Raw genomic sequence first — 13,959 nt, forward strand, 5'->3', positions numbered from 1 at the left:
CGGAGGCCGCGCAGGCGCTGCTCGCCGCTGCGGACCGGACGCTGGCGCGCGGCCGCGTCCACCTTGCCGTTGCCGGTCAGCGGCAGCGCGTCGAGGAAGACGAACGCGCCGGGAACCATATAGGACGGCAGCTCGGCCGAGAGGGACGCCCGCAGGACGGCACTGTCGTGGTCGGTGCCCGCGGCGCCCGCCACGTACGCGACGAGCTGCGGGTCGTCGGGGTCGTCCCGGCGCAGCTGGACCGTCACGTCGCTCTCCGGCAGGTGCCGCCGGGCGGCCGCCTCGATCTCGCCGCACTCGATGCGGTAGCCGCGCAGCTTGACCTGGTTGTCGGTGCGACCCAGGTATTCGAGGTGCCCGTCCGGGCGCAGGCGCACGAGGTCGCCGGTCCGGTACAGCCGCGCGCCGGGGACGGACGAGAACGGGTCCGGAACGAACCGCTCGGCGGTCAATCTCGGCTGGTGCAGGTAGCCGCGCGCCACGCCGGCTCCGCCGACGTGCAGCTCGCCCACCACTCCCGCCGGGACCGGGTTCCCCCACCCGTCGAGCACGTACAGCTCGGTGTTGGCGATCGGCCGGCCGATGGGGACCGAGCCGTCGGCCGGCGTGGCCGCGTCGACCTCGTACGCGGCGCAACCGACCACGGTCTCCGTCGGCCCGTACTCGTTGACCAGCGCGGTGGCGGGGGAGTGGGTCCGCCAGGGCGCCACCTGGTCGGCGCGCAGGTTCTCGCCGCCGATGACGAAGCACCGGGTGCGGTCGGCCAGCTCGGCGGGGCGGAGCTGGTGGTTGACCAGGTCGAGCTGGGCCGGGGTGATCTTCACCAGCGCGAACGGCGTCCGCTGTTGGCGCAGCGCCTCGCCCAGCGCCTCCGGGCCGAGGTGTTCGCCGACCATCAGAACGGTGGCCCCGCTGGTCAGCGGGACCAGCAGGCTCGTCACGGTCAGGTCGAACCCGATCGACGAGTGCAGCGGGACCGTGTCCCCGGGCTGCAGCCGGTAGGCCTGGGCCGCCCAGCGCACGTAGTTGCACACGCCGCGGTGGGTGACCATCACGCCCTTGGGGCGGCCCGTCGACCCGGAGGTGTAGATGACGTACGCCAAATCCTCCGCCGACGGCGACGGCCGTCGGCGCGGCCGTCGCCGCGGCCCGCCGCCCGAGCTTCCGTTGCCACGACCGGGGTCGGCCTGGGTGACCGGCGTGTCCAGACCCGGCATCAGCAGCGCCGTGTCGTCGGGCACCAGGTGCGCCAGCTCGGCGCAGGTGAGCACGACCGGGGCGGCCGTGTCGTCGAGCAGGTAACGCAGCCGGGCGGGTGGATTGGCCGGATCCATCGGTACGTAGGCCGCGCCGGTCTTCAGCACCGCGAGGACCGCCACGGCGAACGGAACGGCGCGCGGCAGGAGCACCCCCACCAGGCCGCCGATCCCGACGCCCCGCTGGCGCAGCGTCTCCGCCAGCGCCTCGGCCCGCGTGTGCAGCTCGTGGTAGGTCAGCGCGGTGTCGCCGTCGGTCACCGCCACACCGTCGGGGGTACGCCGGGCCTGCTGCTCGATCAGCACGTGGACCAGCTCGTCCGGCGCCTCGGGGGTGGCGGTGCCGTTCCACTCCGCGACAAGCTGCCGGTGCTCGTCGGGGGTCAGCATCGCGGCGGAGCCGACCGGCGCGCCCGGGTCGGCCAGCAGCGACCGCAGCAGCGTCTGGAAGTGCCCGGCGAGGCGGACCATCGTGTCCTCGTCGAACAGGTCGGTGCGGTACTCCAGCACGGTCCGCACGCCGTCGGCATTCTCCCGCACCGAGACGGTGAGGTCGAACTTGGCGGTGCTGCCGGGTACGTCGAGCGAGGTGACGTCGAGGCCGTCGAGGCGCGGCGGCGCCGCCTCCCGGCCGTACACGAACATCACCTGAAACAGCGGGGTGAAGCCGGGCTGGCGGGCCGGGCGCAGCGACTCCAGCAGCGCCTCGAAGGGCAGCTCCTCGTTGCTCAGCGCCTCGAGAGCGGCGGTGCGTACCCGCTCGAGCAGCGCCTCGAACGACGGGTTGTCGTCCAGCCGGGCGCGGATGGCGACGGTGTTCAGCAGCAGCCCGACGAGCTTCTGCGCCTCGGCCCGCTGCCGGTTGGCCGTGGGCGTGCCCACCACGATGTCGCGCTGCCCCGTCCACCGCGCCAGCAGCACCTGCAGCGCGGCGAGCAGCACCATGTACGGGGACACACCCATCCGGTGGCACAGCGCCATCAGCGCCTCGGTGGACACGTCCAGCGGGACCGACAGGGTGGCCCCCGCGCTGGACGGCACGGTGGGCCGCGGCCCCCGGGTGGGCAGCTCCAGGACGTCGGGCGCGTCCGCGAGCTGCGCGCGCCAGTAGTCGCGCTGGGCGGCCGCCTCCGCGCCGCCGAGCCAGTCGTGCTGCCACGCCGCGTGGTCGCGGTAGTCGACGTCGACCGGGTCGAGGTCCGCCGGCCGGCCCGTGCGGTGTGCGGTGTAGAGCCGTTCCCACTCGTCGTGCAGGATGCCGAGCGACCACTCGTCGACGGCGACGTGGTGCAGGGTCAGCAGGAGCAGGTGCTCCTCCGGCCCGCAGCGCAGCAGGCTGACACGCAGCAGCGGCCCGCGTTCCAGGTCCATCGGGGTGCGCGCCTCGGTCTGGATCCGGGCCTGCAACTCCTGGTCGCGTTGCCACGCGGGCAGCCCGCTCAGATCGTGCACCCGCAACAGCCCGGGGCGCGGATCGTGCACCACCTGGACCACGCGCTGCGCCACACCGTCCGGATCGGACGGCCCAGCCGGGCCGTCCGCCGCTGGCGCGAGCGTGGTACGCAGTGCGGTGTGCCGGGCCACCAGCCCGTCGAGCGCCGCCGACAACGCCGCCACGTCCAGCGGTCCGCGCAGCCGGTAGGCCAGCGGCACCAGGTAGGTGGCCGCGTCGGGGTCGAGGCGGCTCAAATACCACATCTGGCGCTGCGCGTACGAGGCCGCGACCGGGCCAACAGCAGGAAAAGCGCCTGCGGCATCGGCCCGGAACGGCGCGACGGGCGTCGCTCGCCGGGAACTCAGGACGTCGGTCATCGCGTTTGCCTTCTATGTGCCAGCACCGGCCGGAGGAACGCCGTCAACGCGCCGGCCCGTTCGATCGTTGCTCGTGGTCCAGTGGGCCGAACCTGTCGCTGGCGGCCGGTCGACCTGGGGTCGGCTCGGCCTGGTGGAACACGGTCACGGGTACGGCACCGGATGCGGTGACGCGACCGGCCAGCGGGATGATCCCGCAGGTCGGAGGGTGCCCGTGACAGCCCCCGTGATCAGCCCACTCATACGACAGATGTAGATCCTTGAGAGGAAAAGCCCGTCGACATCATGGCACTGATGATCTTGGCTGCGGGATCCCCGGAATGTGTCGGCTGTCGATGCTTTCGGTGTCGACGTCGTTGCACGTTCGTCTATTTTTCTGTCGGCGGCAAGATCTATGACGCGGAAGGTGTCGCAACGACGATTGACTGAAACATCCGGGGGCACCGTAGGAGGGTGAGGTGAGGGCGCTGGCCGGGCCGCAGTTGCCTTCGTACCCGGATCGCGCGGCCAGGTGTGCGAGGCCGCGGCGCTGCACACCCAGGACAGCGATTTCCTGGTGGTTCGGGAAGTCACTACCTCGGCCTGGCTGGGCATCGAACACCAGGGCAAGGGCTACGGAGCCGAAGCTCGCACCGGTCTGCTCACGCTGGCGTTCGACCACCTGGACGCACGCGCCGCGCTCACCGAGGTGTTCCAGGACAACCACGCCTCTCAAGGCGTGTCCCGCAAGCTCGGCTACGAGCACGACGGCATCTCTGTTGACGCCCGCGATGGCGAGGCCGTCGTATCCGACCGCCTACGGCTCACCAGAGAGAAGTGGGCCCAGGAGAAGCTACCGACGGCGACGGTCGACGGATTTCCGGCCTGCCGCCCGATGTTCGGCCTCTGAACCGCCTCCGACCGAAGAGCACCAGGCGCTCCCAGAACAGCGGACCCGACGCGGGCAGGGCACCTGGGAGTTGGAAGCGCCAGAGACGCCTCGCCCTATCAGATGTCCTAGTTCTGGAGCTCCTGGACAGGACGTGACAGCAGGCAGAACTCGTTGCCTTCAGGATCAGCAAGCACGACCCAGCTCACATCGGACGGCTGGCCCACGTCGACGCGTCGCGCACCGAGGGTGAGCAACCGGTCAAGCTCCTCCGCGGTGGACACGCCGTCGGCACGCAGGTCGAAATGCAAGCGGTTCTTGATCACCTTGCCCTCAGGCACAGCAACCACGTCGATCATCGGCCCGGAACGGTCGGAGGCGGCGATGGTGATCACCTCATCATCCTCATCAACAACCTGCCAGCCCAGAACCGAGCACCAGAAGTCGGCGATCAATTGTGGTCGGATGGCGTCGATGGCGATGACGGCAAGACGGCTCGGCATGCCGTTATTCTCACCCACCCGCGACGATGCACCAGCCCCAGCGCGGCGCTCGTGGCCCCGGAACGGCTCGCCGACGCGGATGCCAGGATGGGACGGTGATGGAGCTCGACGGCGTGCCCGCGACGGCCGACGACCTGGCGGCGCTGGCGCTGGTCAACTACGGCCACTTCACCACCGTCCGGCTGGAGCGGGGTGGGGTGCGCGGATTCGGCCTGCACCTCGACCGGCTGGCCCGGGACTGCGACGCGCTGTTCGGCGTGCCCCTGGACATCGACCGCATACGCGGGCTGGCGCGGCGGCTGGCCGTACGGGTGGATCCGCCGGCGATGTTGCGGATCAGCGTGTTCGACCCGGATCTCTCCGTCGCCCACCCCGCCAGGGATGCGCGGCCCCGCGTGTTGATCAACGTGCGGCCGGCCGAGCCGGCGGCGTCGTCCCCAATGCGCCTGCACGCTGTGTGCCACCGGCGGGACCTGCCCGGAGTCAAGCACGTCGGCCTGTTCGGCGCCGTGCGCGAGCGTCGCCTGGCCCAGCGCGCCGGCTTCGACGACGTGCTCTTCGTCGACCCGGACGGCCGGGTCAGCGAGGGGGCCACCTGGAACATCGGCTTCGTCGTAGCCGGTGAGGTGTGGTGGCCCGTGGCGGACTGCCTGCCCGGGGTCACCGCCCGCCTGCTCGACGGGGTGCTCGCGGGGATCGGCATGCCGCTCCGTCGGGAGCCGATTTGGCTCGGCAGCCTGCCCGCCGGCTGTGCGGCCTTCGTCACCAGTGCCGGCGTCGGAATCCGGCCGGTGGCCGCGATCGACGGCCACTCGCTCGCCGCCGAGCCGGCGCTGCTCGATCGGCTGCGGGCCGGGTACGAGGCCATCCCGCCCGAAGCCCTCTGACCGTGCCGATGCTCGCGGAGCGGCGCGCCGGCCGAGCACATCCGGGGCCCGGCGGCGCGAGAGGCGGTCCCGACGGGACCCCGCTCCGACAGGGGTCGGCGGCAGAATGGCTGCATGGAGCAAGCGATGCGCGACGCCATCCGGAACGGTGACCTCGCCGCCATCCGCCGCTTCCTGTCCGCGTTGCCGAACGAGGCCCAGTGGCAGGACGAAGGCCGGGCGGTGGCCGCCGAGGTGATCCGCTCCGGCGGCCCAGGGCTCGCCCAACTGCTCTACCCGGCTGGCGAGGTCGTGCCCTCCGGGCCCTGGGGCGATGTCGACCCGGTGGTGTGGGCGGCCGAGCACGGGGCCAGCGAGTTGGTGGAACACCTGCTGCACCGGTACCCGGCACCGGAAGCCACGCTGCGGACTGCGCTCAACGCGGCCCGGGCCTGGCTCGACGTCGATCCGGAGGCCGAGCTGCGCCGCCGGTCAAGGTTGGCGGACGACGACGACCTCACGGTGGTACGGGATCATGTCACCGTCGGCAAATACCTGCCCCGAGCGCTGCGGATCCGGTTGACCACCGCCGACGGCCGGCGAGCGGAGGTTCTCGCCGAACACCGGGCCGTTGTCACCGTCCTCGAAAAGTCGCTGGATCTCCCGGTCTCGCGCGACGAACTGCTGGCGCGTGCACTGTGGTCGGCGGACCCGGAGTCGTGCGACTGGTGGGCGTCGCAGCACGCCGTCACGGTGCGATTCCCGGCAGAGGAGACGTTCCGGTGGGCGGTCGGGCGGCTCGCCGATCCGGAGGTGGCCGTGCGGCGATTCACCGCCGAACTGCTGCACTCGTCGACCGTGGACGGGGAGGCCGTCGACGCGCCGTACGCTGCCGAGGCCCTGGCGGTGCTGCGCGACCGTATGACGGCCGAGACCGACACCGAGACGCTGTGCAGCGTGCTCGGCGCGTACGCGGGCTTCAGCGAGATCGGCGCGATCCTCTACGAGTTCCTGCCCTTCGTCGCGGACGATCGCGCTCCGGTGCGCAGCCGCGTAGCCGCGGACGTGCTCAACGGCGTCGGCGGCCCTGCGGACGACCCGCCGCCGCACGTCATGCGGGCGATGCTGAGCCTCGCCCGCGACCCGGACCCGACGGTACGCACGGTGGCGACGGCCGCGCTCATCCACTCCGTGATCGACGCGCCCGCACTGCGGGAGCTGCTCACCACCCAGATGAACGGCGACGACAGGGAGGTGCAGGTTCGTGCGGCGGCCGGCCTGGCGATGCGCGGGGACGTGCACGCCCTGGCGGAGCTGCGCCGGATGAGCGAGGAGGACGGATACGAGTCGCTCGCCTGGTGGGAGTTCGACCACGTGGAGCGTGTGCTCGCACACGGCTGGCCATCCCTCGGTTGACCATCGTGCTGCCAGAGCGGGTCCTCGTTGAGTCGGCTTGGGCTTCGCGGTCATGACGAAGGCGTCTGCGATGTCGATGTTCGCCGCGCTGCTGGACCGTTCGGTGGCGCGGATCGGGGAGCTGGCGGCTGATGGTCGTTGTTTCGATCGGCAGGCCGTCGTCGAGATCGCGGACGTCTGGGACAACCACACATTCCCGCTGGTCGGCGCGGCGGTCAGTCGTCCGGCGTGGTTGCGTGAGCGGCGGGCGCGGGCTGCGCTCGGATGGATGGCAGAGCCCGGACCGGCCCGCCGGGCGTGGATGGTCGAGCAAGCCGCAGTAGCTGGCCACCGGCTGGAGCCGCTGCTGCCTCCGCCCGCTCAGCGTGTCGTGCACTACCGCGACTACCAGGGGGTGGTGCGGCCCGGCATCGTGCCGCTGACCGCGACGGCCGTCGCGAGCGTCGGCGAGGACTACGATCTGGCCCGTGCCCAGGTCCGCGGCGTGCGGGTGGAACGCGCCGGGCCGGAACTCTGCGGCTACGTAGCCCTGGCGGCGCCGCGCGGTTACCACGCGCCAGGCGATCATGAAGCGGTCGTGGAGTTGTTCCTCAGCGACGTCCAGGCAGTGGAGTTCGACAGCGGTGACAGGGCCGGCGCGACCTTGGCTGCCGATGCCGCTGGAGTCGAGGTCCGGGTGGGCGCCCAGGGACACCTCCGTGCGGCCTCGGCCACGGTCTGGTTCGACGATCGGTCGTGGCACCTGTCGCACGCTGGCCGGGCCGCGGACCCGTACACCCCACGCCGCCCGGCCGCGCCGCGCAAGCCTCCACGAACCCAGCTACGACCGGCGTGCGATGGGGCGTTGGACGCCGCCATGGTGCTCCACCAGGCGATGCTGGAGATCCGTTCGGTGCGCTACGCGAAGCTTGTCGGCCGGGTTCCGCTGCGGGAGCTGTGCGAGGCCCTCGCGGGCGCCGGCGACGGCGTGCTCACCGCCGCCGGTCAGCCTCCAGCGGCGCGCAACAACGCGTTCCGACGGCTGGCCGAGAAATGGATCACTGGGAGCCCCAGCTTGGCCCATCGGATCGCCGACCGGTTCGCCGACGTTCACTGGGCCCGAGCGTTGGTCCCGACCAGCTCACCCCGGCCCACGGTGACCGACCTACCAGCGCAAGCCCAGCTCACCTTGGCCGCGTACACCGCCGCCCACACCGAGTTCGGCGCAGCGCGCGACGCCTCAGCGGTGGTCAACCTCGCCGTCTCGCAAGATGACGGCACGTGGGGACTGCGGGCGATCGAGTTCCCGCGCCCCGCGCATCTGTCGCTGGGCACAGCCGCACTCACCGCCCCGAATGCGGCCTCGTATACCGCCGGCGTCTCGCTGTCCCTTGGCGGCGACTTCACCGTTACCTGCCGCGAGCGCGACCCCGGCTGTTGAGTGCCTGGCTGGGTCGGCAGGCCGATCGGGGACAATGCAGCGCGGGTCACCTTTCGTAAGATCATCGTCATGCAGCTGATCGAGCGGCCGTGGGGCGTCACCGCGTACGGTGCCGCGAGCGTGAAGTCGATGCCGGACATGGTCCGAGCGCGATTCCGGGTCGTGCGGGTGGAACAGACACCGTCGGACGCATTCGCCACCGCAGCTCAGGCAGTGCATTCGGTACGTCAGGCCCTGCGAAACCACGGCGTTGCTGACAGTGCGGTGGAGCGGTCACGGCTGGATCTCAAGAGCTCGTGGAGCGGCTACGGCCCAGATCGCGTCTTCCTCGGCTACGAGTGCCAGGCGTCGTTCGCGATGGAGTCGGACCGCCTGGACATCGTTCAGCAGTTGCTCGATGACGTCGTGGCCGCCGGTGCGAACGAGATCGAGGCGGTTGACTTCGACGTCACGACGAAGGCCGAGATGCGTGCGGAAGCTCGGCGTCAAGCGGTGGCAGCTGCTCGACGGAAGGCCGAGCTGTACGCCGACGCGGCCGGCGTTCGGCTCGGTACTGTCGTGCACATCGACGATGTCGATCCAGAGAACGTCGGGCACGGCCGATTCCGCGGCCACGGTTCGGGCGGTGAGGCCTCCGCGCAGGACCTTGCACCCGGACACGTGGTGGTGTCGGCTGCGGTGATCCTCGGTTTCTCGATCGCCCACGACTGAAACAGCGCCCGGGGGCGCCCGTGCGGACCGGCCCAACCTGGAATCAGGCCGGCAACCACGGATGGCTGACCAGGCGAGCGCTCGCCTGACCAGCCATCCGTGATCTTCTCGAACCGCCTCCGGTTGTCGCGCAGCGGTGTGAGCTGATCCCGCTGAAGGTCACGCCACGACCGGTGCGTTCCCGGCTGACCCTCGATGCCGAGTCACTGCAGGTGGAACCGGTCGTCGACGGCGAGGGCGGCCAGCTGCGGCACGGAGAACGGCAGCGTTGCCAGCCCCGGACGGTCGCCGTCGAGCCTTGCACCTTGGGCGACGTAGGTGACGACGCCGTCCGGGTGCCGGTAGGCCGCCCACTGGTCGAGTCGATCGTCGCTGGCCGGTCGAACCACGACGCCGACCCGTGCCGCGCCGACGGTCACCACCTGGCAGTCGCCCTGCATGCCCCAGAACTCGCGGGCCAGCGCGCACGGTTCGGCCGGTAGCTGATTGCCCGCGGAGTGCACTTCGACAAGTAGGCGCCCGATCCGTTCCTTCTGGGCCACGGCGGCCCAGGACATGTAGCTCCACACGTCGACGCCGTTCACCTTGTCCTCGAATTGCGCCTGGTGGGCACGCAGCGGCATCTGGTCAGCCGGCTGGTTCGCCGGGTTGTCCGGCGCGACGTAGCCAGCGGGCACGACGGAGACGATCTCGTCGAGGAGCCGGGCTCCCTGGTCGTACCTCGAACCCGCCCGCGCGGTCCGGTCTTCCTGCGGGCGGCCGTCCGGTCCGGTCGGCCACGGCTCCGCCGTGTCCTTGGCCGAGGGGTGCGGGATCGCCTGCGGCGCAGGACCCGCCGGGCGGAAGCCGCCGGCACCCGGGGTGCCGATGGCCGTGACAGCGGCGATCGCCAGCACCACGGCTGCGGATCCGCCGCAGGCCCACGTGGTACGGCGGCGGATGCGCGCCCGCCGGGCGGCGCCGAGGGCGGCGGCCGTACTCAACGGTGGCGGCGGCGTGACGGCCGTCATCTCGCTGCGCAGCGCGTCGCGCAGTTCTTCTCCGTTCATCGTTCCCCCTGTGCGATCCCACTGTGCGCGGGCTCCAGCAGGCCGCGCAGCGTATCCAGGCCACGGGCCGCTTGGCTCTTGACCGTCCCCGGCGAGCACCCCAGCAAGGCCGCCACCTCGTCGACCGACAGGTCCTCCCAGTAGCGGAGGACCAGAACGGCCCGCTGGCGCGGCGGCACGGCGGCCAGCGCCTGGAGCATCACCAGCCGGCCTTCCGGCGAGTCGGGCGGCGCCGGCCGCTCAGCCTCATCACCGCCCACCCGCTCCCGCCGCCACCAGCCGCGGCGCCGCTCGTCGAGGAAGGACCGGATCAGGATCTGGCGTACGTAGGCGTCGAGCACCTCGTGCCGAGAGACCCGGTTCCAGACCAGGTAGAGCTTCGTGAACGCCGTCTGGACCAGGTCCTCAGCGCGGTGCCAGTCGCCGCAGAGCAGGTACGCGGTGCCACGCATCGCGTCCGATCTCGCCGCGAAATACTCTGCGAACGCCGCGTCGCGATCGCCCATCCGACCCTCCGATCCGCCGATTCGAGATAGTCACGCGGGGTCCCGCTCGGAGGGTTGCCTCGCGGAGCGAATTCCTCGTGGCACACGACTCCGCGGCTCACGAGACGGACCCGCCCGCTGTTAAACGGCGGTGGATGTCGATGGTCATGGCTGGGCTGGACGGCGATGCGGGGCGTGCTTCCGCGTGAGGTCGCAGGAGGACCCGACCTGCCATGGCAGCCGCAGGTTGTTGTCGCCGTCCTGCCGGGCCTCGGTGGCTAGCTGATCTTGCCGGCGAACTTGACGACCCGTTCGGCAAGGTGGTCGAGCGCCGCGTACTGGGCTTCGGTCAGCGGGTCGGTGTTGTTGCCGCCGGTGACGTGGGAGACGCCGTACGGGTTGCCGTCCACGAACTTCAGCGGATCGGTGTAGCCGGGCGGCACGATGATGCCGCCGAAGTGGTAGATCGTGTTGTACAGGGCCATGAGCGTCGTCTCCTGGCCGCCGTGCGCGGTCTGTGAGGCGGTGAAGCCGGCGTAGGCCTTGTCGGCCAGCAGGCCCTGCGCCCACTGCGGTCCGAGCGTGTCCAGGAACTGTTTGAGCTGGCTGGCGATGTTGCCGTACCGGGTGGGGGAGCCGAAGATCACCGCGTCGGCCCAGACGATGTCGTCCGCCGTCGCCTTCGGCTCGTTCTTGGTGCGGTCGAAGTGCTGGCTCCAGGCCGCGTTCGACGCGATGGCCTCCGGGGGCGCGAGTTCCGGGACTTGGCGCAGGCGCACTTCCGCACCCGCCTTCTGCGCGGCCTCGACCACCCGCTCCGACATGGCGTGGATGGTGCCCGTGGCCGAGTAGTAGATGACGGACAGTTTGACCTGTGCCATCGAGGTCATCCCTTCGTCGTTCCCGGGGAGGACCCGCGGGATGTTTGCGTGATCAATAATCTCGGCACTCTGGTTACCCGGACAATCGCGGTCGAAACGACCTCGCCCTACCCGGTGCCGCCGCGGCTTCCGGACGGACTGCGCCGGTTCGATCCCTGGCCGGGCTGCTGGCTCATGATCGAAGGCAGCGGGCCGCGCGCCCGCGCCGGCGATGGTGCTGGCCGGCCTCGCGGCGCGGCTGCGCCATGCCGCCGTTGACCGGATTTGGGCACTGTGTACTGTTGATCATCTGTTATGGATCACTGGCGCCAGACACGTGCGTGATCTTCGCGCCGGAGCTTTGGAGGACCGTGTGCGCGTACTAGCGCGACGACTGTCGATCTCGATTCTCTCGGTTACTGTGGCGGTGGCGACGTTCGGGTCGCCGGCCCGTGCCGCGACGAATCCGTTCACCCCGGCACAAGCCTGCAACAACGACTTCGGCGGCTCCTGGGCCCAGGCCTCCGACGGCCACCGGTCGATCTACTCGGGCAGCACCAAGGTGGGCGACGTCTACCTGATGTACAACAGCGCGACCGGGTACAACTGCGTCGCCACCCTCAAGGCGGTGGCCGTCGGATCGACGACCGGGGTTGCCGCCAGCCTGCGGGTTGAGGGCGGTTCCTGGGTCACCGACTCGGGCAACTACAAGTACTACGCCGCGAAGCAGCGCTCTGCGCGGGACACCTGCGTCATGTACGAGGGTGAGGTCCTGTACGGCACGATGTGGCAGGCCGCCGGCAGGTACACCTGGGGTAACTGCGGCTGACGAGCCACGAGCTGCGGGTACGCGGCTGCAGCCGCGTACCCGCTCTCCGAGTGGGTCATTGCTCGTCGCCCCCTTCGGCGCTGACCGACCTTTTCGGCAAGCGCCTACAGCGCCGAACCCGGTAGGCCGACCCAGGACACCCCGCGCCTGCCGGTTGCGAGGCCGCGGGCGCTGAGGCGCCAGTTCGTGACGTGGCGCGGCCTACGTGTGGCCGCAGGCCGCAACTTGATCCCACCGCCCCCCGGCGCGGGGAATTCTCGTTCGATCAAGCTTGATGGGTCGGGCAGGATGGCGGGGTGATCTGGGGGAGCAGCCGGGTGCGGCCGCCGGCGATGGGGGAGGACGGGCCTCTCGGAGCCGTGCGGGACGCGGTTGACCGCGCCACCGCGGGCCGGTGGGAGGCGCTGAACGACCTGGTCGAGGTTCTGGCCGACGTTGATGCCGACGGTGACGAGGTGGTGGCGCGGTCGGCGTTGACGCTGCTGGCTGGTGTTCCAGGGCTGGTGGCCCGTTTGGACGGGCATGCCCGGCAGCCGCCGTGGTATGGCCCGTACCAAGAGCCCGCGTTGCGGCGGGTCGGGGCGCGCTTTTCGGTCGGGACGTCCGGGCCGGTCGCGATGGCGCTGGCGAGCATGCACGGCGATGGGCGGATCCGGGAACGCGCGGTCGCGGCGATGGCCACGCGGCCCTGCCCGGAGGTGACGCCCTTTCTGGTGTTGCGTACCGGTGACTGGGTCAAGCCGGTGCGGGATCGGGCGCGATCCGCGCTGGCGTTGCTGCTCGCCGACGATCCAGGCACCTACCTGGCGGCGGCGTTGCCGACCGCGTTGCGCCTCGACGCATGGTTGCGGGGTGGTTTCGCCGTAACCCAGGTACAGGCCGCCTTGCGGTCGGCGCCGGCGGAGGTGTGGCGCGGGCTGCTGGGCTCAGGTGGGCGCCGGCAGCGGCGGTTGGTCTTCGAGGTCGTCCTGGCCCAGGGCCGGCTGCGTCTGAACGACCTCGTGACGTGCGCCGAGACGGATCCGGATGTGCGGATCCGGGCCCGGGCGGCCGAAGCCGCCTGCCGCGAGGCGGTCTGGACCCGCCGCGTTGACCTCCTGCGCCGCCTGGCCCGGTCCGTTCGTGCCGAGGTCCGGGTCGTCGCACTGATCGGGCTGGTCCGGGCCGGTCAGGACCGCGATGTGGTGGCCTACCTGGACGACGACGCGCCCCTGGCCCGGGCCGTCGCCCGGGACACGGCCCGCCGCCTCGACATCGACGCCGGGGAGCACTATCGGAATGCGGTCAGCTCGGAAGGGCCGGTGCTGGGTGCGATCGCGGGACTTGCCGAGACCGGTTCGGCGGCGGACGCCCCGCTGCTGCGGCCGCTGCTGAGCCACCCGCAGGCCCGTGTCCGTGCCCAGGCAGTGCGGGCACTGCGCCTACTTGAGTCGGTCGTCCCGGAGGAGCTGCTTCCGCTGTTGCGGGATCCGTCGCTGGCAGTGGTCCGGGAGGTGACCGCCGCGCTGCGGCCCATGACCGATGCCCTGCCACCGGACCTGCCGTGGGAGTTGCTCGGGGAAGACCGGGTCGAGCTGCGCCGGGCCGGCTACCGCCTCCTGTCTGGCCAGGGCGTCGCCGTGCGGCTGCGCGTTGCCCTGATGCTCGCCCTCGACCCGGAGGCTCGCCTTGCCGAACGCGGCAAGGCCGACGCCACCCGCCTCGCCCGCAACGGTGCACGGACCACCTGGCGCCGCAGCCCCCGACCCGAGCTGCCGGTCACCGTTGCAGAACATGACCAGCTCGCCGAGTTGACGGCACGAGCGGCGCCGGTGCTCGGCGAGGACACCTCAGAGAAGCTGACCACCTGGCTGACGGAAGCTCGCCCCAGGTGACGACCTCTTC

The 13,959-nt window shown here is 71.2% G+C and carries 12 protein-coding genes; 7 read left to right on the top strand and 5 right to left on the bottom strand.

The annotated features are described in order from the left end of the window. Positions 1-3,068 (bottom strand): amino acid adenylation domain-containing protein (locus FXF52_RS20615; protein ID WP_148799011.1); only part of this gene is annotated, 3,068 nt, incomplete at its 3' end. A 511-nt stretch (positions 3,069-3,579) separates the two neighbouring features. Between FXF52_RS20615 and FXF52_RS20620 the strand changes: the two genes are divergently transcribed. Further along, on the top strand, positions 3,580-3,957 hold the full coding sequence (locus FXF52_RS20620) for a GNAT family N-acetyltransferase (protein ID WP_255472167.1): 378 nt from the start codon (positions 3,580-3,582) through the stop codon (positions 3,955-3,957). Between the two features lie 107 nt (positions 3,958-4,064). On the opposite strand, the gene FXF52_RS20625 is transcribed toward FXF52_RS20620, so the two are convergent. Beyond that, positions 4,065-4,439 carry a VOC family protein gene (locus tag FXF52_RS20625; protein WP_148799013.1) on the bottom strand — a complete coding sequence of 125 codons (375 nt, stop codon included), beginning with the start codon at positions 4,437-4,439 and terminating at the stop codon, positions 4,065-4,067. 98 nt (positions 4,440-4,537) lie between these two features. On the opposite strand from FXF52_RS20625, the gene FXF52_RS20630 reads away from it, so the two are divergent. From FXF52_RS20630 to FXF52_RS20645, 4 genes are all read left to right on the top strand, one after another. Next, on the top strand, positions 4,538-5,326 hold the full coding sequence (locus FXF52_RS20630; protein ID WP_255472179.1) for an aminotransferase class IV: 789 nt from the start codon (positions 4,538-4,540) through the stop codon (positions 5,324-5,326). A gap of 114 nt (positions 5,327-5,440) precedes the next feature. Next, positions 5,441-6,721, top strand: a complete 1,281-nt coding sequence (locus tag FXF52_RS20635; RefSeq protein WP_148799017.1) for a hypothetical protein — start codon at positions 5,441-5,443, stop codon at positions 6,719-6,721. 52 nt (positions 6,722-6,773) lie between these two features. After that, positions 6,774-8,141, top strand: a complete 1,368-nt coding sequence (locus FXF52_RS20640; protein ID WP_148799019.1) for a hypothetical protein — start codon at positions 6,774-6,776, stop codon at positions 8,139-8,141. Positions 8,142-8,210: 69 nt separating this feature from the next. Beyond that, positions 8,211-8,852, top strand: a complete 642-nt coding sequence (locus FXF52_RS20645; RefSeq protein WP_148799021.1) for an SIMPL domain-containing protein — start codon at positions 8,211-8,213, stop codon at positions 8,850-8,852. 203 nt (positions 8,853-9,055) lie between these two features. Here the strand turns inward: FXF52_RS20645 and FXF52_RS41725 are convergent, their stop codons facing one another. The 3 genes from FXF52_RS41725 to wrbA all read right to left on the bottom strand — a co-directional run bounded on the left by FXF52_RS41725 (position 9,056) and on the right by wrbA (position 11,267). Beyond that, complete coding sequence (locus tag FXF52_RS41725) at positions 9,056-9,901, bottom strand: hypothetical protein (protein WP_187413605.1); 846 nt, start codon at positions 9,899-9,901, stop codon at positions 9,056-9,058. Then, positions 9,898-10,407 (bottom strand): SigE family RNA polymerase sigma factor, encoded by a 510-nt coding sequence (locus FXF52_RS20655; protein WP_148799022.1) that lies wholly within the window; start codon positions 10,405-10,407, stop codon positions 9,898-9,900. The genes FXF52_RS41725 and FXF52_RS20655 overlap by 4 nt, the downstream gene beginning before the upstream one ends. A 257-nt stretch (positions 10,408-10,664) precedes the next feature. Beyond that, positions 10,665-11,267, bottom strand: coding sequence for an NAD(P)H:quinone oxidoreductase (gene wrbA, locus FXF52_RS20660; protein ID WP_148799024.1), 603 nt, complete (start codon positions 11,265-11,267; stop codon positions 10,665-10,667). A gap of 406 nt (positions 11,268-11,673) precedes the next feature. Here wrbA and FXF52_RS20665 point away from each other — a divergent pair, with 406 nt between their 5' ends. Both FXF52_RS20665 and FXF52_RS20670 read left to right on the top strand, forming a co-directional pair. Next, complete coding sequence (locus FXF52_RS20665) at positions 11,674-12,075, top strand: hypothetical protein (protein ID WP_148799026.1); 402 nt, start codon at positions 11,674-11,676, stop codon at positions 12,073-12,075. A gap of 296 nt (positions 12,076-12,371) precedes the next feature. Continuing rightward, positions 12,372-13,949, top strand: coding sequence for a hypothetical protein (locus FXF52_RS20670; protein ID WP_255472169.1), 1,578 nt, complete (start codon positions 12,372-12,374; stop codon positions 13,947-13,949). Positions 13,950-13,959 lie beyond the last annotated feature (10 nt).

Source organism: Micromonospora sp. MP36, assembly GCF_008119785.1.
GTDB lineage: Bacteria > Actinomycetota > Actinomycetes > Mycobacteriales > Micromonosporaceae > Micromonospora.